This is a genomic window from Herbaspirillum chlorophenolicum (assembly GCF_001189955.1).
Taxonomy (GTDB): domain Bacteria; phylum Pseudomonadota; class Gammaproteobacteria; order Burkholderiales; family Burkholderiaceae_D; genus Herbaspirillum; species Herbaspirillum chlorophenolicum.
This window is the reverse complement of the sequence record NZ_LFLT01000004.1, coordinates 136,748-156,280: the sequence shown is the minus strand read 5'-3', so window position 1 is coordinate 156,280 and position 19,533 is coordinate 136,748. Positions and strand designations below refer to the sequence as shown.

At 62.1% G+C, this 19,533-nt stretch carries 17 protein-coding genes; 5 read left to right on the top strand and 12 right to left on the bottom strand.

Annotated elements, in window-relative coordinates; genetic code table 11:
• Positions 1-77: 77 nt before the first annotated feature.
• From alr to radA, 3 genes are all read left to right on the top strand, one after another.
• A complete protein-coding gene (alr, locus tag AKL28_RS04815; RefSeq protein WP_050466922.1) occupies positions 78-1,157 on the top strand; it encodes an alanine racemase in 1,080 nt (359 codons plus the stop codon).
• Positions 1,158-1,264: 107 nt separating this feature from the next.
• The gene (locus AKL28_RS04810) at positions 1,265-2,653 is read left to right on the top strand and encodes an L-cystine transporter (RefSeq protein WP_050466921.1); all 1,389 of its coding nucleotides are present in this window, start codon (positions 1,265-1,267) and stop codon (positions 2,651-2,653) included.
• A 39-nt stretch (positions 2,654-2,692) separates the two neighbouring features.
• Positions 2,693-4,078 carry a DNA repair protein RadA gene (gene radA / locus AKL28_RS04805; protein ID WP_050466920.1) on the top strand — a complete coding sequence of 462 codons (1,386 nt, stop codon included), beginning with the start codon at positions 2,693-2,695 and terminating at the stop codon, positions 4,076-4,078.
• A gap of 35 nt (positions 4,079-4,113) precedes the next feature.
• Here radA and AKL28_RS04800 read toward each other — a convergent pair whose 3' ends face one another.
• The 3 genes from AKL28_RS04800 to ompR are packed head-to-tail and all read right to left on the bottom strand — an operon-like array spanning position 4,114 to position 6,860.
• Positions 4,114-4,704, bottom strand: a complete 591-nt coding sequence (locus tag AKL28_RS04800) for a flagellar protein FlhE (RefSeq protein ID WP_082221359.1) — start codon at positions 4,702-4,704, stop codon at positions 4,114-4,116.
• Positions 4,697-6,058, bottom strand: a complete 1,362-nt coding sequence (locus AKL28_RS04795) for a sensor histidine kinase (protein ID WP_050466919.1) — start codon at positions 6,056-6,058, stop codon at positions 4,697-4,699. The genes AKL28_RS04800 and AKL28_RS04795 overlap by 8 nt, the downstream gene beginning before the upstream one ends.
• 40 nt (positions 6,059-6,098) lie before the next feature.
• Complete coding sequence (ompR, locus tag AKL28_RS04790; RefSeq protein WP_050466918.1) at positions 6,099-6,860, bottom strand: osmolarity response regulator transcription factor OmpR; 762 nt, start codon at positions 6,858-6,860, stop codon at positions 6,099-6,101.
• A gap of 171 nt (positions 6,861-7,031) precedes the next feature.
• Between ompR and AKL28_RS04785 the strand changes: the two genes are divergently transcribed.
• Positions 7,032-7,313, top strand: coding sequence for a hypothetical protein (locus AKL28_RS04785; RefSeq protein ID WP_050466917.1), 282 nt, complete (start codon positions 7,032-7,034; stop codon positions 7,311-7,313).
• A gap of 162 nt (positions 7,314-7,475) precedes the next feature.
• Here AKL28_RS04785 and AKL28_RS04780 read toward each other — a convergent pair whose 3' ends face one another.
• From AKL28_RS04780 to dapC, 8 genes are all read right to left on the bottom strand, one after another.
• Complete coding sequence (locus tag AKL28_RS04780) at positions 7,476-8,135, bottom strand: amino acid ABC transporter permease (protein WP_050466916.1); 660 nt, start codon at positions 8,133-8,135, stop codon at positions 7,476-7,478.
• Positions 8,136-8,269: 134 nt separating this feature from the next.
• Complete coding sequence (locus AKL28_RS04775; protein ID WP_050466915.1) at positions 8,270-9,073, bottom strand: cystine ABC transporter substrate-binding protein; 804 nt, start codon at positions 9,071-9,073, stop codon at positions 8,270-8,272.
• Between the two features lie 195 nt (positions 9,074-9,268).
• Complete coding sequence (locus AKL28_RS04770; RefSeq protein WP_050466914.1) at positions 9,269-11,260, bottom strand: ATP-binding cassette domain-containing protein; 1,992 nt, start codon at positions 11,258-11,260, stop codon at positions 9,269-9,271.
• A gap of 32 nt (positions 11,261-11,292) precedes the next feature.
• Positions 11,293-12,183, bottom strand: a complete 891-nt coding sequence (prmB, locus tag AKL28_RS04765) for a 50S ribosomal protein L3 N(5)-glutamine methyltransferase (RefSeq protein WP_050466913.1) — start codon at positions 12,181-12,183, stop codon at positions 11,293-11,295.
• A 188-nt stretch (positions 12,184-12,371) separates the two neighbouring features.
• Entirely contained in the window at positions 12,372-13,499 is a 1,128-nt protein-coding gene (gene dapE, locus AKL28_RS04760; protein ID WP_050466912.1) for a succinyl-diaminopimelate desuccinylase, read from the bottom strand.
• 3 nt (positions 13,500-13,502) lie between these two features.
• Positions 13,503-13,862, bottom strand: coding sequence for an ArsC family reductase (locus AKL28_RS04755; protein WP_050466911.1), 360 nt, complete (start codon positions 13,860-13,862; stop codon positions 13,503-13,505).
• Positions 13,863-13,961: 99 nt separating this feature from the next.
• A complete protein-coding gene (dapD, locus tag AKL28_RS04750) occupies positions 13,962-14,798 on the bottom strand; it encodes a 2,3,4,5-tetrahydropyridine-2,6-dicarboxylate N-succinyltransferase (protein WP_050466910.1) in 837 nt (278 codons plus the stop codon).
• Positions 14,799-14,856: 58 nt separating this feature from the next.
• A complete protein-coding gene (gene dapC, locus AKL28_RS04745; protein WP_050466909.1) occupies positions 14,857-16,071 on the bottom strand; it encodes a succinyldiaminopimelate transaminase in 1,215 nt (404 codons plus the stop codon).
• 330 nt (positions 16,072-16,401) lie between these two features.
• Here dapC and AKL28_RS04740 point away from each other — a divergent pair, with 330 nt between their 5' ends.
• Positions 16,402-18,147, top strand: a complete 1,746-nt coding sequence (locus AKL28_RS04740) for a methyl-accepting chemotaxis protein (RefSeq protein ID WP_050466908.1) — start codon at positions 16,402-16,404, stop codon at positions 18,145-18,147.
• Positions 18,148-18,238: 91 nt separating this feature from the next.
• Here the strand turns inward: AKL28_RS04740 and AKL28_RS04735 are convergent, their stop codons facing one another.
• Positions 18,239-19,438, bottom strand: coding sequence for a branched-chain amino acid ABC transporter substrate-binding protein (locus AKL28_RS04735; RefSeq protein WP_197091042.1), 1,200 nt, complete (start codon positions 19,436-19,438; stop codon positions 18,239-18,241).
• Between the last annotated feature and the right edge of the window lie 95 nt (positions 19,439-19,533).

The following is a 19,533-nucleotide window of genomic DNA, read 5'->3' as shown; positions in this document are numbered from 1 at the left end:
CCGGTTTCCGGCCCGGTTCGCGGTATTTCTCGCATTGCCCCGCCTTTGTCCATCGCTTAATTCGCCCATCGTTCATCATGCCAAGACCGATCGTCGCCTCCATCAGCATTTCTGCCCTTCAACATAATCTGGCCGTTGCCCGCGCCCATGCACCTGGTGCCAAGGCCTGGGGCGTGGTCAAGGCCAATGCCTACGGACACGGGCTGGAACGCGCCATGCGCGGCTTCGCCCAGGCCGATGGCCTGGCGCTGATCGAAGTGGACTATGCGGTGCGGCTGCGCGAACTGGGCTGGAAGAAGCCCATTCTGCTGCTGGAGGGATTCTTCGATGCCGATGACTTGCCGCTATTGGCCCGGCACGACATCCAGTTCGCGGTGCACTGCAACGAACAGATTGCCATGCTGGAGGCTTTCGCCACTGAGGTCGGACTGCATGCTCATCTCAAGATGAACAGCGGCATGAACCGCCTTGGTTTCAAGCCCGATGTCTACCGCGCCGCCTACGAGCGGCTCAAGCAGATTGCTTCGGTGCGCAGTGTCACGATGATGACGCATTTTGCCAATGCCGATGACGCCGGCAATCCGGACTTGTCGCTGCAGGAGCAGGTCAAGCGCTTCAATGTCGGCACGCAAGGTCTGGTGGGGCCGAAGAGCCTGTGCAATTCGGCGGCCGACCTGCTGCACGGCGAACTGGCCTTCGACTGGGTGCGCCCCGGCATCATGCTGTACGGCGGCACGCCCGGCGGCGGCAGCGCGGCCGACTTCGGCTTGCGCCCGGCCATGACGCTGGAGAGCAAGATCATCGGCGTGCAGGACATCGCGCCCGGCGAGGCGGTCGGTTACGGCAGCCGCTTCGTGGCTGACAAGCCAATGAAGGTGGGGGTGGTCGCCTGCGGTTATGCCGACGGTTATCCGCGCCATGCGCCCAATGGCACGCCGGTGGTGGTTGATGGCGTCAAGACCGGCACGATCGGCCGGGTGTCGATGGACATGATGGCAGTCGACCTCACCGGCGTGCCGGGCGCGGGTATCGGCAGCCGCGTGCTGCTGTGGGGCGAAGGCTTGCCGATCGACGAGGTCGCATTCGCGGCCGGCACCATCGGCTATGAACTGATGTGCGCGCTGGCGCCGCGCGTGGCTGTGCGCGAAGTAGCGTAACGGGGAAGCGCGGAACACGCGGATTCATCCGCACGAAAGTTTTATCAATGGACGCGTTCGCACGGGAGGCGTTCATATCAAGATCATATTCGCAAGGGAAATCAGGAATGAATCAGGCGCTTGTTCTCAACGTGGCGGTATTTGCCGTCCTCTTGCTGCTGCTGACGCAAACCCGCCACCGGGGCTGGAGCCTGGCGCAGAAGGTGCTGGCCGGCTTGGCGCTGGGCGTATTGTTCGGCCTGGGCTTGCAATTGGCCTATGGCGAAGGCAGTGACATCGTGCGCGCGTCCATTCCCTGGTTCAATATCGTCGGCAACGGCTATGTGCAATTGCTGCAGATGATTGTCATGCCCCTGGTATTCGCGTCCATCCTGAGTGCGATTGCCAGGCTGCACTCGGCCTCTTCGCTGGGCCGTATCAGCGTGCTGGTCATTGGCACGCTGCTGCTGACCACGCTCGTCTCCGCACTGGTCGGGGTGCTGATGGCCAATCTGTTTGGCCTGACGGCCGAAGGGCTGATACATGGCGCGCGGGAGGCCGCCCGCCTGTCGACTATCGAGAGCAGCTATGCGGGCAAGGTTGCCGACCTGAACATGCCCCAACTGGTGCTGTCGTTCATTCCGAAAAATCCGTTTGCCGACCTGAGCGGCGCCAGCCCGACGTCGATCATCAGCTTGGTGATCTTCGCGGCCTTCCTTGGCGTGGCTGCGCTGCAACTGCTCAAGGACGATGAGGAAAAAGGCCGGCGCCTGCTGGCAGGTATCGACCTGTTGCAAGCCTGGGTCATGAAGCTGGTGCGCCTGGTCATGAAGCTCACGCCGTATGGCGTGATGGCGCTGATGACCAAAGTGGTGGCCAGTTCCAATCTCCAGGATATCGTCCAGTTGGGCGGTTTCGTGGTCGCTTCCTATCTCGGCCTGGCGATTATGTTCGTGGTGCATGGGGTGCTGCTGTCGGTATTCGGCGTCAATCCGCTGCGTTTTTTCCGCAAGATCTGGCCGGTGCTCACCTTCGCCTTTACCAGCCGTTCCAGCGCGGCCACCATTCCGCTGAACGTGGAGGCGCAAACCCGCCGCCTGGGCGTGCCGGCGTCCATCGCCGGTTTCTCGGCATCATTTGGCGCCACTATCGGCCAAAACGGGTGCGCGGGGCTGTATCCGGCCATGCTGGCGGTGATGGTCGCGCCGACCGTAGGCATGAATCCATTGGACCCGATGTGGATCGCCACCCTGGCGCTGGTGGTGACCGTCAGTTCGGCCGGTGTGGCAGGTGTCGGCGGCGGCGCCACGTTCGCCGCACTGATCGTGCTGCCGGCGATGGGGCTGCCTGTAACGCTGGTCGCGCTGCTGATTTCAGTGGAACCGTTGATCGACATGGGGCGCACCGCCCTGAACGTCAGCGGCTCCATGACCGCTGGCACCATCACCAGCCAGGTAATGGGGCAAACCGACAAGTCCGTCATGCACGACGATGATGTAGTAGAACTGGCACAGTAACGCCACCATCTTCTTATCGAATAACAAGGATCAGACAAGATGGCGAAGGCGAAGACCAATTACACCTGCACCGAGTGCGGCGGCATCAGCAACAAGTGGGCGGGCCAGTGCCCGGCGTGCGGGCAGTGGAATACCCTGGTCGAAACCGTGATCGAGACGGCCGGCGTGAACCGCTATTCCGCGCAGCCGCAAGGCCTGGCCCAGACCGCACCGGTGCTGAGCCTGGCCGATATCGAGGCAATCGATGTGCCGCGTTTTAGTACCGGCATCGAGGAATTCGACCGTGTGCTGGGTGGCGGCCTGGTGCCGGGCGGCGTGGCGCTGATCGGCGGCGATCCCGGCATCGGCAAGTCGACGCTGCTGCTGCAGGCGCTGGCCAATATCTCCAAGCTGAAGAAGACGCTGTATGTGAGCGGCGAGGAATCCGGTGCGCAAATCGCCTTGCGCGCCAAGCGGCTGGCGGTCGATGCGCGCGATCTGCAGTTGCAGGCTGAAATCCAGCTCGAAAAAATCCTGGCGACACTGGCCGAGCACAAACCGGAAGTGGCCGTGATCGACTCCATCCAGACCATCTATTCCGATGCGCTGACTTCCGCTCCCGGTTCGGTGGCGCAGGTGCGCGAATGCGCGGCGCAATTGACGCGCGCGGCCAAGACCTCAGGCACCACCATCATCATGGTCGGCCATGTCACCAAGGAGGGCGCGCTGGCCGGCCCGCGCGTGCTGGAGCATATCGTCGATACCGTGCTGTATTTCGAAGGCGATACCCATTCGAGTTTCCGCCTGGTACGCGCCTTCAAGAACCGTTTCGGTGCGGTCAACGAGCTGGGTGTGTTTGCCATGACCGAAAAGGGCTTGAAAGGTGTGTCCAATCCCTCGGCTTTGTTTCTTTCGCAGCATGACACCCAGGTGCCGGGTTCATGCGTGATGGTCACCCAGGAGGGGACGCGTCCGCTGCTGGTGGAGATCCAGGCGCTGGTCGATACTTCCCATGTGCCCAATGCCCGTCGCCTGTCGGTGGGGCTGGAGCAGAACCGGCTGGCGATGCTGCTGGCGGTGTTGCACCGCCATGCAGGCATCGCCGCGTTCGACCAGGACGTGTTCATCAATGCCGTGGGCGGCGTCAAGATAACCGAACCGGCGGCCGACTTGGCGGTGCTGATGGCGATCAACTCATCAATGCGCAACAAGCCGCTACCGCGCGGCCTGGTGGTCTTCGGGGAAGTCGGCCTGGCTGGCGAAATCCGTCCCGCGCCACGCGGGCAGGAACGTTTGCGCGAGGCGGCCAAACTGGGTTTCTCGATTGCCGTGATTCCCAAGGCCAATGCGCCCAAGCAGCCGATCGAGGGCCTGAAGGTGATCTCAGTGGAACGCATCGACGATGCCTTGCAGAAGTCGCGCGAGATTGACAGTTACGGCGATTGAAACGCCTTTGATTCTTCGGAAGAGAGAGGCGGCAGTCAGCCCGGTACGTCGTAAGTGACAATGATCTGGTTCATGTCGCCCTTGACCGGTCCTCCCGGCAGGTACCCGCCGCCTTTGACCCGGTAATAGAGCATGAACGGCCGGGTGGCATCCTTCCCATTGAAAAAGTCTGTGTTGCCGGTGTTGGCGTCTGTGACGGTCCAACACGTTCCGGCATCCTGCCAGCACAGGATGGCTTCGAATCCCGGCGGTTTCCTGTCCACGCCATAGCGCCATGCCACCTTGTTGATGGTGGCGCCGGCAGGGATTTTCTCGACCACCCGGAACTGGGTAGCGTAATCGGCGTTCTTGGCGCGGATGTCAGGGCCGGGGGCGTCCGATGCATAGGAACCGATCGGCCCGGATTTCGGGAGGACGGGGATTGGCGCAGGGGGCGGCGCCGGTTGCGCCGGGGCGATGATGACCACCGGTCTCGTGGTGTCGCCCGTGGAAGACGGGATGCTGAGATTGCGGTCGACATAGCTCTGTGCACCGGCTGTGCATGCAATGCCCAGTAAAGCTGCCGGCCATAACGACGGCCTGGCGTGCCGTGCAATGTGGTGCAATGGCCGGCTGCGTTCAGCCATGGCGGCGGTGGTGCAGCAGCGGCAGCGTAATCTGGATCACCAGTCCGCCGTGCGTTTCGTCGTGGCCTTTCAGAACCAGTTTGCCGTTATGGCGCAGCACGATACGGTTGACGATCGCCAGCCCGAGGCCTGAACCATTGGCCTGGCCGCGCGCTGTGTCGAGGCGCGTGAAGGGACGCAGCAGGCGTTCGCATTCGCTGTCGGGCACGCCCGGGCCATGGTCGGCGATTTCGACCACCACATTGTGGGCCTCGATGCGGCTGCGCAGATCGATCTCGGCGCAGTCGGTGCCGGGCGTCTTGCCGTAGCGGCGCGCGTTTTCCACCAGGTTGTTGAATACCCGCGCCAGTTCGGTGCTGTCGCCTGCGATCTCGGCGCTGGGGACGATCGATGTGCTGATCTTCACGTCGGTAAGGCGAGTGGCGTTGGCGGCCACGTCCTGCAGCAGGCCGGAGATGTCAATGGCATCCAGGCTGTTGGCGTCGAAAGGTTTCGCGTAGTCGAGGAACTGGCCGATGATGCTGTCCATCTGCGCCAGGTCGGAATGCATGCCGTCGCGCGACTCGTCGGACAGGTTTGCCATTTCGACTTCCAGCTGCATGCGCGCCAGCGGCGTGCGCAGGTCATGCGAAATGCCGGCGAGGATCAGCGCGCGGTCCGATTCGACGCGGTTGATGTCGGCCACCATCTGGTTGAAGCTGCGGTTGGCCTCTTCGATTTCCGTCGGCCCCGATTCCGGCAGAGGGTCGGGTTGCCGGCCCTTGCCGATGGCGCGTGCAGCGGCGGTCAGGCGCGCCAGTGGCTGGTTGATGAGAGTGGAGATGAACACCGCGCCGATCAGCGACAGGAACAGCGCGATCGAGCCCCAGCCCAGCCATTGCAAGCTGGAGGTGCGGTCGAGCCGGCCGCGGTCGAGCATCAGCCAGTACTTGTCGCCATCGATGTTGAAACTGATCCAGAAGCCTTCGACATCGTTGACGCTGGAGGCAAACAAGGTATTTTCGTCCAGCGTCTCGCGTACGTAGTATTCGAGTTCGGGGACGATGGGCGAGTCTTCCGGCGGGACGATCTTGTCGGTCTTTTCCAGCGGATAGATGCGGATGCCTTCGTTACTGGCCAGGTCGAACAGCAGTTCACGCCGCATCTCGGGCGCCGAGTGCGTCAGTGCCGCACGGGTGATGGTCACCACCGACACGATCTGCGCGGCCAGCTGCTCTGCGCGCGGGCCGCGTTCGACCATGCGGAAACTGGCCACCCACGCCACCATGCTGGCGGTGATCAGGAAAGTCAGGAGGAAGAAGGTGCGCCAGAACAGGCCGTTGCTAAACCATCCTGATTGGGTACGGGCTTTCATCGGCGAACGGCCTGAGCAGCAGTGAAGGTGAAGCGGGGGATCAGCGCGGTTTTCCTTCCGGAATGAACACGTAGCCCAGGCCCCAGACGGTCTGAATGTAGAGCGGGTTGGCCGGATCGGGTTCGATCAACTTGCGCAGGCGCGAGATCTGCACGTCAAGGCTGCGGTCGAATACTTCGTATTCGCGGCCGCGCGCCATTTCCATCAGCTTCTCGCGCGACAGCGGCTGGCGCGCATTGCGGGCGAACACTTTCAGCACAGAGAATTCGCCAGTGGTCAGCGAGATGGTCTCGCCGTTTTTCTTCAGCGTGCGGGTGCCGAGGTCCAGCACGAAATCGCCGAACTCGAAAGTCTCTGGCGTTTCCGACGGCGCGCCGGGCAGCTCGTCGGGACCTTTACGGCGCAGGACGGCGTTGATGCGTGCCACCAGTTCGCGCGGATTGAATGGCTTGGGAAGATAGTCGTCGGCGCCCATCTCGAGGCCGATGATGCGGTCCACGTCTTCGCCTTTGGCGGTCAGCATGATGATGGGCGTCTGGTCGCCGGCGCCGCGTAAGCGGCGGCAGATGGCGAGGCCGTCTTCGCCCGGCAGCATCAGGTCGAGCACCAGCAGGTCGTAACGCTCGCGAATCCACAGCTTGTTCATGGCCTGTGCGTTTTCCGCAGTCACGACGTTGAAGCCTTGCTCGGTCAGATAGCGGCGCAGCAGATCGCGCAAGCGAATGTCGTCATCCACCACCAACACTTTGAATTGATTGGCGGATGTTGTCGTATTAGTATTGTTGCCGTTGGTAGAGTTCATGGTGCCTATGGTAGCGTCTCCGCGATTTTGAGCAAGTCGTGGCCGAGTATTCATTACAAAGTGTTACATCCCTTACCTTAATCATCTTATACCATCGCGGCCTGCGCCCTACACTGGAATCGCGCCGAAGGTATTCGGTTTTGATTCTCCGAATTTGTGGAAAAACGCGTTATGAAGATTGCAGTAGTCAACAAGCTCTGTCTGGCCGCGGTGCTGGCGCTGGGATTGGTGTCTGCCTCGATGGCAGCCCCTCCGCAAGGCGGTCGGCCGATGCCGGGACCGCAGGGCGACTTCAGGCAGCGCAGCATGGAATTTGGTCCGCAGGATCGTCGCAATCAGATGGACAATGAGCAGGAACAACGCCGCAGTGGAAAGCTGAGCCCGGATGAACGGCGCGAATTGCGGCGCCAGATCAATGAAGTCGGACAGGACATTTATCGCGGCAAACGTTGATGGGTGGAAACAAAAATCGCTGCGCTCTCTTCATGCCGCGATCAAACTGTGGCGGATCGAATACAGCAGATCGCAGTCAAGCGGTAATTTTATGAAAAGAAAAGCCCGGACGAAAACCTCGTCCGGGCTTTTTGTTTTTGCGCTGCGCATAGGCGAAGCACCTTAGGTCTGATGAGCCTTTCCAAGCTTCTTCTCCAGACGATGCTGCAGCGCTTCGAAGCACAGGCTCAAGGCCCAATAGATACAGGCGGTGGCGATGTACAAAGGCAGCGGGCGGAAGGTGACCGCGATGACTTCCTTGGTCGCCAGCATCAGTTCGGTAACGGTAATCACCGACACCAGCGAGGTGTCTTTGATCAGGCTGATGAGGGTGTTGCTCATGGCCGGGACGGCGATGCGCACCGCCTGTGGGACGATGATGAAGCGCAGCGTCTGGAAATAGGTCAGACCGATACTGTAGGCGGCATTCCACTGGCCATGCGTCACGCCCAGGATGGCGCCGCGCAGGCTTTCAGACAGATAAGCGCCGGCATTGAGGCTCAAGGTCAGCACACCGGCCGTCAGCGGCGAAAACTCGATGCCCACGCTGGGCAGGCCGTAATACACGACGAAGATCTGAACCAGCAGCGGCGTGCCGCGCATCAGGCTCACGTAGAGCGCTGCGGGCCAATGCACCGGGCGCCACGGAACGATGCGCGCCACCGCGAGCACGAACCCCAGGGCCAGCCCGCCGATCATCGACGACAACGCGAACAGCAAGGTATAGCCGACGCCCTTCATCAGCGTGGGAGCGGCTTGCTGCAGCAGTTCTACGATTTCCATAAGCGTTCGATATAAAAAATTATCCCCGCGATGCGGGGATAGTTTGCTTCCTTTGTCCAAGGGAGAGACAAAGGAAGGTCGGGGCCCGCGGCCGCCGCAATTGCGTTGCGCAACCGCCGACGGCCAAGCGCGCCTTATTGTGCTTTCGGCGGCTGGCTCACGTCAATGCCGAACCACTTCTCGGACGCTTGCTTGAAGCTGCCGTCAGCCTTGATGTCGGCCAGGGCCTTGTTCAGCGCCGCCTTGAACTCAGGATTATCCTTGCGGAACGGAATGCCGATCTTGTCGACCGCGCCTACCGGGTTGCCACCCTTGAGCGGCAGCTTGGTCGACTTCAGGATATAGCTCACCAGCAGGCTGTCGTTCAAGGCCGCGTCGATGCGGCCTGCAGCCAGGTCCGCCAGGTATTCGGGCGAACCCGGATAGGTACGTACATCGATACCCGGCACGCTCTTGGCCTTCTGCTCGAAGTTGGTGCCCTGGCCCAGGCCAAGCTTCTTGCCCTTCAGGTCTTCCAGGCTGTTGAACTGGCGCGTCTCATCCTTGCGCACGATCAACTGTGCGCTCGACAGGGTGTACGGATCGGAGAAATCGAAGGCTTTCTGGCGCTCGTCGGTGATGCCGACCTGGTTGATGATCACGTCATACTTGCCGGCGCCCAGGCCTGCCAGGATGCCGCTCCACTCGGTGGTGGTGAATTCGGGCTTGACGCCCAGCTTGGCCGCCAGCAGGTTGGCGACATCGACCTCGAAACCGGTCAGTTGGCCAGTCTTCGGATCCTTGAAATTGAACGGGGGATAGTTGCCTTCCAGCGCGACTTTCAGCGTGCCGCGGCTTTTGACCGTCTGCAGCAGGTCAGCGGCGGAGGCCGACAGGCTGGATGCCAGCAGGGTTGCGCCAGCAGCGGCCAGCAGCCATTTCTTGAAGTTCTTGTTCATCGCATGCTTCCTTTCTGAATGAATGCTGCGGAAAAAGCAGCCAGGTCGCAATGATGCCTTCGTTTTGCCAAAGTACAAGGGCTCGCTTCATACATTGATGTAGAAAGCTTATGTACCGGGCTGCTGATGCCGGAAGGTGGCCAAGTTATCGCATTTAATCGGTCGCGAACCGGGGGACACCGCCGCCATGTAGCGTCAGGCTTGCAGCTGCTCCAGCGCGTCCTGCTGTTCCAGCCATTCGTTCTCCATCTGGTCGAGTTCCTTGATGCAATAGGCCTGGTCGGTGATCAGCGTCTTCAGTTCTTCCTTGTTGGCGGCGTCGTAGATGTCCGGGTGGGCCAGGCGTGCGTCGATCTCGGCCTTGCGGGCGTTGAGCTTGGCGATCTGCTCGTCGAGCCGCTTGATGCGCTGCTCGATCGGCTTTTTCAGCGCGGATATCTTTTGCCGCTGCTCGGCTTCCAGTCGTTTCTGTTCCTTGCGGTCGGCCAGCGATACGACCGGCTCGGGCTCGGTCGCAGCCTTGCCCGGAAAGGGCGCCGACGGCGCAGCGGCGGTGCTGTCGTTGCGCGCAGCCAGCTTGGTCTTGAACAGCCAATCCTTGTAGTCGTCCAGGTCGCCGTCGAAGGGCTGCAACTTGCCTTCCGCCACGATCAGGAACTGGTCGGTGGTGGCGCGCAGCAGGTGGCGATCGTGGGAAACCAAAACCAGCGTGCCTTCGAACTGCGCCAGCGCCATGGTCAGCGCTTCGCGGGTTTCGAGGTCGAGGTGGTTGGTCGGCTCATCCAGCAGCAGCAGGTTGGGGCGCTGCCAGACGATCAGCGCCAGCGCCAGGCGCGCCTTCTCGCCGCCGGAGAACGGTGCGATCGACGAGGAGGCCATGGTGCCGTTGAAGTTGAAACTGCCGAGGAAGTTGCGCAGTTCCTGCTCGCGCACATCCGGCGCCAGCCGGGTCATGTGCCACAGCGGCGACTCGTCGTGGCGCAGCATCTCGACCTGGTGCTGGGCGAAGTAGCCGATCACCAGTCCTTTGCCCAGTCGTGCGGTTCCCGACAGCGGGTCGATTTCGCCCGCCACGGTCTTGATCAGCGTCGACTTGCCGGCGCCGTTTACGCCCAGCAGGCCAATGCGCTGGCCGCTTTGCAGCGAGAAGTCGATGCCGCGCACGATCACTTTTTCTTCGTCTGGTTCGCTACCTTTGCCTTCAATGCGGTAACCCGCATTGACCTTCTCCATCACCAGGAGCGGATTGGGCGCCGACAAGGGTTCGCGGAATTCGAACGAGAACTCGGCCGCCGCGCGCAGCGGCGCCAGTTCTTCCATCTTGGACAGCGCCTTCATGCGGCTTTGCGCCTGGCGCGCCTTGGAGGCCTTGGCCTTGAAGCGGTCGATGAAGGACTGCAGGTGGGCGCGCTGGCGCTGCTGCTTTTCGATCATGCCCGCCATCAGCTCCAGCTGCGCCGAGCGCTGGCGCTCGAAGGAGGAGTAGTTGCCGGAGTAGCGCTTCAACTTGCGGTCGTCGATGTGGACGATCACGTTGACCACGCCGTCGAGGAAGTCGCGGTCGTGGGAGATGATGATCAGCGTGCCCTGGTAGCGCTTCAGCCAGTCTTCCAGCCAGATGATGGCATCCAGGTCCAGGTGGTTGGTCGGTTCATCCAGCAGCAGCAGGTCGGACGGGCACATCAGTGCTTGTGCCAGGTTCAGGCGCATGCGCCAGCCGCCCGAGAAACTGGCCACCGGGCGCTCCATCTGTTCCAGCGAAAAGCCCAGCCCCAGCAGCAACTGCTCGCCGCGCGAGCGCACGGTATAGGCATCGGCATCGGCCAGCGCCGTGTGCAGTTCGGCGATGTGTGTGCCATTGGCTGCGCTTTCGGGCTGCGCCTCTGCATCGGCCAGGGCCGCTTCCAGTTCGCGCAGGTGGACGTCGCCATCGATGGCATATTCGATGGCGGAGCGGTCGAGCGCGGGCGTTTCCTGGGCTACATAGGCCATGCGCCACTTGGCCGGGAAGCCGATATCGCCCTGGTCGGCGTGCAGCTCGCCGCGCAGCATGGCGAACAGGCTGGATTTGCCGGCGCCGTTGGCGCCGATCAGGCCGATCTTGTCGCCGGGGTTGAGGGTCAGGTCGACGTTCTCGAACAGCGGCTTGATGCCACGCGCGAGGGAAACTTGCTGGAAACGGATCATTGGTCAGTCAAATCGGAAAAAAGCGAGGCGGATCAGCCCAGTTGCAGCTGTTCGGCCGTCAGCAGGAACACCATGTCATCGCCGGCGCTGGTGGTGAGCCAGGTCAGTTCGAGGTCGGGGAAGGCGGCTTCGGCGAATTCGCGCTCGTTGCCGATCTCGACCACCAGCACGCCGTTCTCGGTCAGGCGCTCGGCGGTGCCGGCCACGATCTTGCGCACCAGGTCCATGCCGTCCTCACCGCCGGCCAGCGCCAGTTGCGGTTCGCGCAGGTATTCCTGCGGCAGCTTGGCCATCGAACCGGAATTCACATATGGCGGGTTGCTGATGATCAGGTCGTACTTGCGCGGGGCCAGCTGGGTGTAGAGGTCGGACTCTACTAGCGTGATGCGGTCTTGCAGGTGGTAGTCGGCGACGTTCCTGTGCGCCACTTCCAGCGCATCGGCCGAGATGTCGACGGCATCGACCTGGGCGCCGGGGAAGGCGTCGGCCAGCAGGATGGGCAGGCAGCCCGAACCGGTGCACAGGTCCAGCACGTTTTCGATGGTTTCCGGATCCTGGATCCACGGCGAGAAATGGTGCGGGATCAGTTCGGCGATGAAGGAGCGCGGCACGATCACGCGTTCGTCCACATAGAAGCGGTAAGCGCCCAGCCAGGCTTCGTTGGTGAGGTAGGCGGCCGGCACGCGATCCTTGCTGCGGCGTTCGATGACGCGCATGACGGTTGCGATCTCGTCGGGCAGCAGGCGCGCGTCGAGGAAGGGATCGAGCTGGTCCAGCGGCAGTTTCAGCGTATGCAGGATCAGGTAGGCGGCCTCGTCGAAGGCGTTGCTGCTGCCGTGGCCGAAGAATAGCTGCTCGGTGTTGAAGCGGGTCACGGCGTAGCGCAGCAGGTCGCGCACGGTGGAGAAATTGTTGGATGTCATGATGTTGATCTCTTGTTGAGCCCGATAGTCCTGATCACTCGAATGACGCACATGCTTGTCGTCCCGACAGAAGCCGGGACCCAGTGGCGTTCGTTGCATATCGAAATATCGAAAAACGTCACTGGATCGCCGCCCTCGCGAGGATGGCGGAGAAGTGCAAGGCGCTTCCGGGCTTGGCGCCCTGGGACTTAGCCCAGCAGGTTTTCCAGCGTCTTGCGGTAAATGTTCTTCAGCGGATCGATATAGCGCACCTCGATGTGCTCGTCGATCTTGTGAATGCTGTCGTTGGGCGGGCCGAACTCGATCACCTGCGGGCAGATCTGCGCGATGAAGCGGCCGTCCGAGGTACCGCCGGTGGTCGACAATTCAGTGTCAAGCCCAGTCTCGTCCTTGATCGCTGCCGACAGCGCGGCGCTCAAGTCGCCGCGCGGCGTCAGGAAGGGCAGGCCGCCGACGGTCCACTTCAGGTCGTATTCCAGGCCGTGCTTGTCGAGGATGGCGTGCACGCGTTGCTGCAGGCCTTCCACGGTGCTGGCGGTGGAAAAACGGAAGTTGAAGTCGATCACTACGTCGCCCGGGATCACGTTGGAAGCGCCGGTGCCGCCGTGGATGTTGGAAATCTGCCAAGAGGTCGGCAGGTAGTACTCGTTGCCGGCGTCCCATTGTTCGGCCACCAGCTCGGCCAGCGCGGGCGCGGCCTGGTGGATCGGGTTGCGCGCCAGTTGCGGGTAGGCGATATGGCCTTGGATACCCTTGACGGTCAGTTTGCCGGACATGGTGCCGCGGCGGCCGTTCTTGATCATGTCGCCCAGGGTCTTGGCCGAAGTCGGTTCGCCGACGATGCAGTAATCCAGTTGTTCGCCGCGGGCCTTCAGCGCATTGCAGACGATGACGGTGCCATCGACGGCCGGGCCTTCTTCATCGCTGGTGATCAGGAAACCGATCGACCCCTTGTGGCCCGGGTTGGCCGCGATGAACTCTTCGCAGGCCACCACCATGGCGGCGATCGAGGTCTTCATGTCGGAAGCGCCGCGGCCGTACAGGCGGCCGTCTTTCAGCGTCGGCTGGAAGGGATGCGACTGCCATTTCTCGACCGGGCCGGTCGGTACCACATCGGTGTGGCCGGCGAACACCAGCAGCGGCTGTTCGCTACCCTTGCGCGCCCACAGGTTGGTGACGTCGCCGGATTGGATCGTCTCGCAAGTGAAGCCCAGCGGCGCGAGCAATTCCGCCAGCCGCGCCTGGCAGCCTTTGTCGTCGGGAGTGACGGAGGAGAGGGAAATCAGTTCCTGGGTCAGGGCCAGCGTCTTGCTCATGATTTATTTGTCGAAGATATGTTGATACTGGTCGGCCTTGAAGCCGACGTGATATTGCTTGCCGTCGAACAGCACCGGGCGCTTGACCACCGACGGGTTCTCGACCATCAGCGCCACTGCGGCGGCGTCATTGGTGACCGCAGCCTTGCGCTCGTCAGGCAGTGCGCGCCAGGTGGTGCCCTTGCGGTTGACCAGCACGTCGCGTTCGACATCCTTCAGCCAGGCTTGTGCCTGCGCGGCGTCCAGCCCGGCCTTCTTGAAATCGTGGAAGGTGTAGGCGATGCCTTGCTCGTCCAGCCACACGCGGGCTTTCTTGACCGTGTCGCAGTTGGGGATGCCGTACAGCGTGATGTCTTTTGCCATGCTCTTTTACTCGTTCAATGCGGGGCGCTTCAGAACACGACGCCGCGCCGGTGTGCGTGACAACCGGCGCGGCGCAGGGGTACAACTTTGCGTCAGTGATTACTCGCCGCGCAGCAGTTCGTTGATCGAGGTCTTCGAACGGGTCTGGGCATCGACCTTCTTGACGATGATCGCAGCGTACAGGCTGTACTTGCCATCCTTGGACGGCAGGTTGCCCGGCACCACGACGGAGCCTGCCGGCACGCGGCCGTAGTGCACTTCGCCGGTTTCGCGGTCATAGATCTTGGTCGACTGGCCGATGTACACGCCCATCGACAGCACCGAGTTCTCTTCGATGATCACGCCTTCGACGACTTCCGAACGGGCGCCGATGAAGCAGTTGTCTTCGATGATGACCGGGCCGGCCTGCACCGGTTCCAGCACGCCGCCGATGCCGACGCCGCCGGACAGGTGGACGTTCTTGCCGATCTGGGCGGCCGAGCCGACGGTGGCCCAGGTGTCGACCATCGCGCCTTCATCGACGTAGGCGCCGATGTTGACGTAGGACGGCATCAGCACCACGTTGCGGCCGATGAAGGAGCCGTGGCGGGCAACCGCCGGCGGCACCACGCGGAAGCCGCCCTTGGCGAAATCTTCAGCGGTGTAGTTGGCGAACTTGGTCGGCACCTTGTCGTAGAACTGCGGGTAGCCGGGCGCGCCGGACGACACCACCACGTTGTCTTCCAGGCGGAAGGACAGCAGGATGGCCTTCTTCACCCATTGGTTGACTTCCCACTGGCCGACGCCTTGACGGTTGGCGACGCGCAGGGTGCCATCGTTCAGGCCTGCGATCACTTCAGCTACCGCATTGCGGATGTCTGCCGGAGCGGTCTTGGGGGAGAGGCTGGCGCGGTCTTCCCATGCCTGGTCGATGATTTGCTGAATGGACTGTGTCATGTTGATGTCGATGAACGGTTGGGTGAAAAATAAAAACGGATTGCAGATTGCGTTGGGCTTATTTGCCGGCGGTCAATTTCTTGACGAAGGCGACGATGCGTTGCGCCGCCTCCAGGCATTCATCCACTTCGGCCACCAGGGCCATGCGGATGCGGCCGGCGCCCGGATTGATGCCGTGCGCCTCGCGTGCGAGGTAGCTGCCCGGCAAGACCGTGACATTATATTCGGCGTACAGGCGGCGGGCGAATTCCTCGTCGCTGATGTCGACCAGCTTGCCCACGCGCGCCCACAGGTAGAAGCTGGCGTCCGGCAGAGCCACGTCCAGCACTTCCCGCAACAGCGGCGTCACTTGCGAAAACTTGGTGACGTATTTTGCGATGTTGTCCTGTACATGCGTCTCATCCTTCCATGCCGCCACCGAGGCCGCCTGGATCGATGGGCTCATGGCGCCGCCGTGATAGGTGCGGTAGAGCAGGAATTTCTTCAGGATGGCGGCATCGCCTGCCACGAAGCCCGAGCGCATGCCCGGCACGTTGGAGCGCTTGGACAGGCTGGAGAACGAGATCAGGCGCGGATAGCCGGTACGGCCCAGCTTGTGCGCCGCTTCCATGCCGCCCAGTGGCGCTTCTTTCTTGAAATAGATTTCCGAATAGCACTCGTCGGAGGCGATCACGAAGCCGTAGCGGTCCGACAGCGCGAACAACTCCTTCCAGTCCTCCAGCGACAGCACGGCGCCGGTCGGGTTGCCCGGCGAGCACACGAACAGCAGTTGCACGCGCGCCCATACCTCTTCCGGCACCTGGCTGAAATCGGGCGCGAAGTTGCGCGCCGGATCGGAGTTGACGAAATAAGGCTGGGCGCCGGCCAGGTAGGCCGCGCCTTCGTAGATCTGGTAGAACGGATTGGGGCACATCACCAGCGCGCCGGGCCGGGTCGGATCGACCACGGTTTGCGTGAGCGAGAACAGCGCTTCGCGCGAGCCATTGACCGGCAGCACTTCGGTCGCCGGATCGGGACGCGCAATACCGTAGCGGCGTTGCAGCCAATCGGCAATGGTGCCGCGCAGGACTTCGCTGCCCAAGGTGGCAGGATAAGTGGCCAAGCCCGTGAGATTGTCGGCCAGCGCCTTCTGGATGAAGGGCGGCGTCGGATGCTTGGGCTCGCCGATGCCCAGGCTGATGGGGCGGTAGTCGGGATCGGGCGTGACGTCGGCAAACAGCTTCTTCAGCTTTTCAAAGGGGTAGGGCTGTAACTGGTCGAGTAAGGGATTCACGGTGCTGAACTGGAAAGATCCTGTGGGCCGGGCCGGTATGCCGCCGACGGCCTTTGGCAAAGTGCAGGGGAAAGCTGAGAATTATACCGTCATTAACAACGCCCGATGAATCGGCGCCGCTGCGCAAGGAATTGATAAAACGGCATGGAAATGGCGGGGGAAGGAATATCGAGGAGGTGTGTTGTCAATTATTCAATCGCAACAATCGCGGGGGCGATGGATATGTATTCATGGGATTGTCGGGCTTGCTTGTGGCGTATCGTTGCATCTCGCCAAAAATAACTATTTCCGGCGCTCTTTTGCGCCGGTGGCCTGTTCCGGAGAAAAACAATGAAAAGCCTCAAAGCACAACTCCTGTCCGCGCTGGTCGTGATGTGGATCGGTTTGCTGATACTTGTCGCCTGGTCCGCCATCAGCGGCCGCAACAACATGATCGAAGAGCGCAAGGACGGTTTGCGCCGTGTCGTGGAAGCCGCCAACGGCGTGGTGAACAGCTACGTGGCCGACGTCGCCGCCGGCCGCCTGTCCTTGGCCGATGCCCAGAAGTCGGCGCTGGAGCGCATCGGGGCCATGCGCTACGACGGCGACAATTACCTGTTCATCTTCAATTCGGAGCCGGTGGTGCTGATGCTGCCGTCCAACAAGGCCATGGTCGGCAAGAACGTGGCTGACCGCAAGGATTCCAACGGCAAGGCCTACTATGCCGAGATGGTGAAGGTCGGCAAGGCGGACAAGAAGGGCTTCGTCGAATACATGGGCCGCTTGCCCGGCACCGATGACAGCAACCGCACGCCCAAGATGAGCTATCTGGTCCACAACGAGCAATGGGACTGGTACATCGTCACCGGCGTGTTCCTGAGCGACGTGCAGGCGCAATTCCGTTCCGAACTGTTCAAGCTGCTGGGCATCCTGCTGGTGGTGGGCGTGCTGGTCTCGGCCATGATGCTGGCCATCATCCGCCGTATCACGCGCAGCCTGGGCGGCGAGCCGGCCTATGCGGTCAATATCGCCACGCGCATCGCCGCCGGCGACCTGACCGTGCGCGTCGATACGCGTCCCGGCGACAGCAAGAGCCTGTTGTATGAAATGGCCTCGATGCGCGAACGCCTGGCCGCCGTGATCAAGGGCATCCACCAGGGTACCGACGCCATCGACATCGGTGCGCGCGAAATCGCTGCGGGCAACCTCGATCTGTCTTCCCGCACCGAACAGCAGGCGGGATCGCTGGCAACCACCGCGTCCAGCATGGATTCGCTCACCTCAACAGTGAAGCAGAACGCCGACAACGCGCGCCAGGCAGGCCAACTGGCCAACAGCGCTTCCGATATCGCCAGCCGCGGCGGTGAGGTGGTGGGGCAGGTGGTGCAGACCATGGAAGGCATCACCGAAAGCTCGCGCAAGATTTCCGACATCATCGGCGTGATCGACGGTATCGCCTTCCAGACCAACATCCTGGCGCTCAACGCTGCGGTAGAAGCCGCGCGCGCCGGTGAGCAGGGCCGCGGTTTCGCGGTGGTGGCTTCCGAAGTGCGCAGCCTGGCCCAGCGCAGCGCGCAGGCGGCCAAGGAGATCAAGGCCTTGATCGAGGATTCGGTGCAGCGTGTGGGCAGCGGTTCGGACCAGGTGGCACGTGCAGGCGAAACCATGGGGGAAGTGGTGTCTGCGGTACGGCGCCTTACCGACATCGTCGGCGAGATTTCGGCGGCATCCGAAGAGCAGCGCAATGGTATCGAACAGGTTAACCATGCGATCGGCCAGATGGACCAGGTAACGCAGCAGAACGCGGCATTGGTCGAGCAAGCCGCCGCCGCCGCCGGTTCGCTGGAGGAGCAGGCACGCCGTCTCAAGCAGGCGGTGGCCGCCTTCCGCGTCGAAGATGGCGCCGATCAGGGTGTACCGATGGCGCCCGTGAAATCACCGGCGCCTGCGATGAGCCGTCCTGCGGCCGTTGCCAAGCCTGTTGCACCTAAGGTCGCAGCCAAGCCGGCAGTTGCAGCGGCGCCTTTGCCGGCGCCGAAGCCCGCACCTGCCAAGGCCAAGCCAAGTATCAACGATGATGAGTGGGAGACCTTCTGATTTTTCCCGGGAAAAGGTGAAAAGGCAGAAAGAAAAACGCCGCGGTTAAAACCGCGGCGTTTTTTTTTGCGCTGCCAGGGAAATACTCGTTTCAACCGCCATAAGTCTTGATCGGCCTCCAGTACTGCTGGCTTACTTGGTAGAGCGTATAGGGCGGATTGGCCTGGCTACCGTCGGAGGTGAAGGAAATGTTGCCCGAGATGCCTTTGTATTTCATCTTGTGCAGTTCGGCAATGAGCAGCTTGGGATTGGCTGAGTCCAGGCGCCGAATTGCTTCGATTGTCATGCCGACCGCATCGTAGGCGAACATGGTGTAGGCGCTGATGGCTGTTTCGAAGCGGCTGCGATAGGCTTTCTCGAACTCCGCATAACCAGGCCGCTTCTCCGGCGGCAATCCGTGTATCAACAGGTAGGAGCCGTCCGGATAAGGGCCGGCACGCGGAAATTCGACGTTGACGCCGCCGCCGGTCACAAGCAGTTTGCAGCGCAGGTCCAGGCGCTGGAAGTTTTGCAGGAAGGCGCTTATCTGGGGACCGACGCCGGTAAAAAACAGGAGCTCGGGATCGCTGCTCTTCAGGCGCGACAGCGGGGCGTTGAAATCGGAGGTCTTGGGTGTGACGGAGTCGCGCGTCACCAGTTCGACGCCCAGGGATTTGAGGTTCTGGATGAAACCATCTGCCAGTGCCGCGCCGAGTTGGGTTCCATTCTCCAGTACGGCGATACGGCGGGCGCGAACGATGCTGGCGGTGGCCTCGGCCAGGTGCCCGGTGGTGATATCGGTGTGGCCGGGCATCTGGAATACGTTGGTGTAGCCGGATGCCGTGATGACGCGTCCGGTAGACGTAGGGGTGATCATTGGAATGCCTGCCTCGGCATAAATGGGCAGGGCGGCGACGCTGGTATCGGTCGTGTCGTGGCCGATGACCGCAGCCACTTTGGCGGCGACCAGGGAGTTGGCGGTGATGCGCGCGAAGTTCGGTTCCGACTGGTCGTCCGCCAGCCGCAGGGAAAAGCGCGTGGGCTTGCCGCCGATCACGATGTTGCGCTGGTTGGCTTCCTCTATCGCCTGCAATGCCCCGTCGCGCGAGCTGAAGCTGATGTTGGTTTGCAGCTTGGCGCCCAGCCCGCCGGCAAAGCCGAGCACGATCGATTGTTCGTTATCGGCGGCCAGTGCCCAGGGCGGCAGCGGGCCCAGCAATGCCAATGCGCCGGTTTTCAGAAGATGGCGTCGCTTGATGATGACCTGTTCCTCTGCCGTGGCGGCGTGTGTGGTCGGTACAAGTGTGAGCAAGGCTTGCGCGTCGGCGTCCCCTGGTATTCGCCGCCGCATCCCGGATTCCTTCATTTGTCTGCCTCCCCTGGCATGACGAGTTGGAAAGTTCCGTT

What these genes read in the sequence shown, in the direction of transcription:
- alr (WP_050466922.1), top strand. Translation starts at nt 78, where the DNA reads ATGCCAAGACCGATCGTCGCCTCCATCAGCATTTCTGCCCTTCAACAT.
- AKL28_RS04810 (WP_050466921.1), top strand. Translation starts at nt 1,265, where the DNA reads ATGAATCAGGCGCTTGTTCTCAACGTGGCGGTATTTGCCGTCCTCTTG.
- radA (WP_050466920.1), top strand. Translation starts at nt 2,693, where the DNA reads ATGGCGAAGGCGAAGACCAATTACACCTGCACCGAGTGCGGCGGCATC.
- AKL28_RS04800 (WP_082221359.1), bottom strand. Translation starts at nt 4,704, where the DNA reads ATGGCTGAACGCAGCCGGCCATTGCACCACATTGCACGGCACGCCAGG.
- AKL28_RS04795 (WP_050466919.1), bottom strand. Translation starts at nt 6,058, where the DNA reads ATGAAAGCCCGTACCCAATCAGGATGGTTTAGCAACGGCCTGTTCTGG.
- ompR (WP_050466918.1), bottom strand. Translation starts at nt 6,860, where the DNA reads ATGAACTCTACCAACGGCAACAATACTAATACGACAACATCCGCCAAT.
- AKL28_RS04785 (WP_050466917.1), top strand. Translation starts at nt 7,032, where the DNA reads ATGAAGATTGCAGTAGTCAACAAGCTCTGTCTGGCCGCGGTGCTGGCG.
- AKL28_RS04780 (WP_050466916.1), bottom strand. Translation starts at nt 8,135, where the DNA reads ATGGAAATCGTAGAACTGCTGCAGCAAGCCGCTCCCACGCTGATGAAG.
- AKL28_RS04775 (WP_050466915.1), bottom strand. Translation starts at nt 9,073, where the DNA reads ATGAACAAGAACTTCAAGAAATGGCTGCTGGCCGCTGCTGGCGCAACC.
- AKL28_RS04770 (WP_050466914.1), bottom strand. Translation starts at nt 11,260, where the DNA reads ATGATCCGTTTCCAGCAAGTTTCCCTCGCGCGTGGCATCAAGCCGCTG.
- prmB (WP_050466913.1), bottom strand. Translation starts at nt 12,183, where the DNA reads ATGACATCCAACAATTTCTCCACCGTGCGCGACCTGCTGCGCTACGCC.
- dapE (WP_050466912.1), bottom strand. Translation starts at nt 13,499, where the DNA reads ATGAGCAAGACGCTGGCCCTGACCCAGGAACTGATTTCCCTCTCCTCC.
- AKL28_RS04755 (WP_050466911.1), bottom strand. Translation starts at nt 13,862, where the DNA reads ATGGCAAAAGACATCACGCTGTACGGCATCCCCAACTGCGACACGGTC.
- dapD (WP_050466910.1), bottom strand. Translation starts at nt 14,798, where the DNA reads ATGACACAGTCCATTCAGCAAATCATCGACCAGGCATGGGAAGACCGC.
- AKL28_RS04740 (WP_050466908.1), top strand. Translation starts at nt 16,402, where the DNA reads ATGAAAAGCCTCAAAGCACAACTCCTGTCCGCGCTGGTCGTGATGTGG.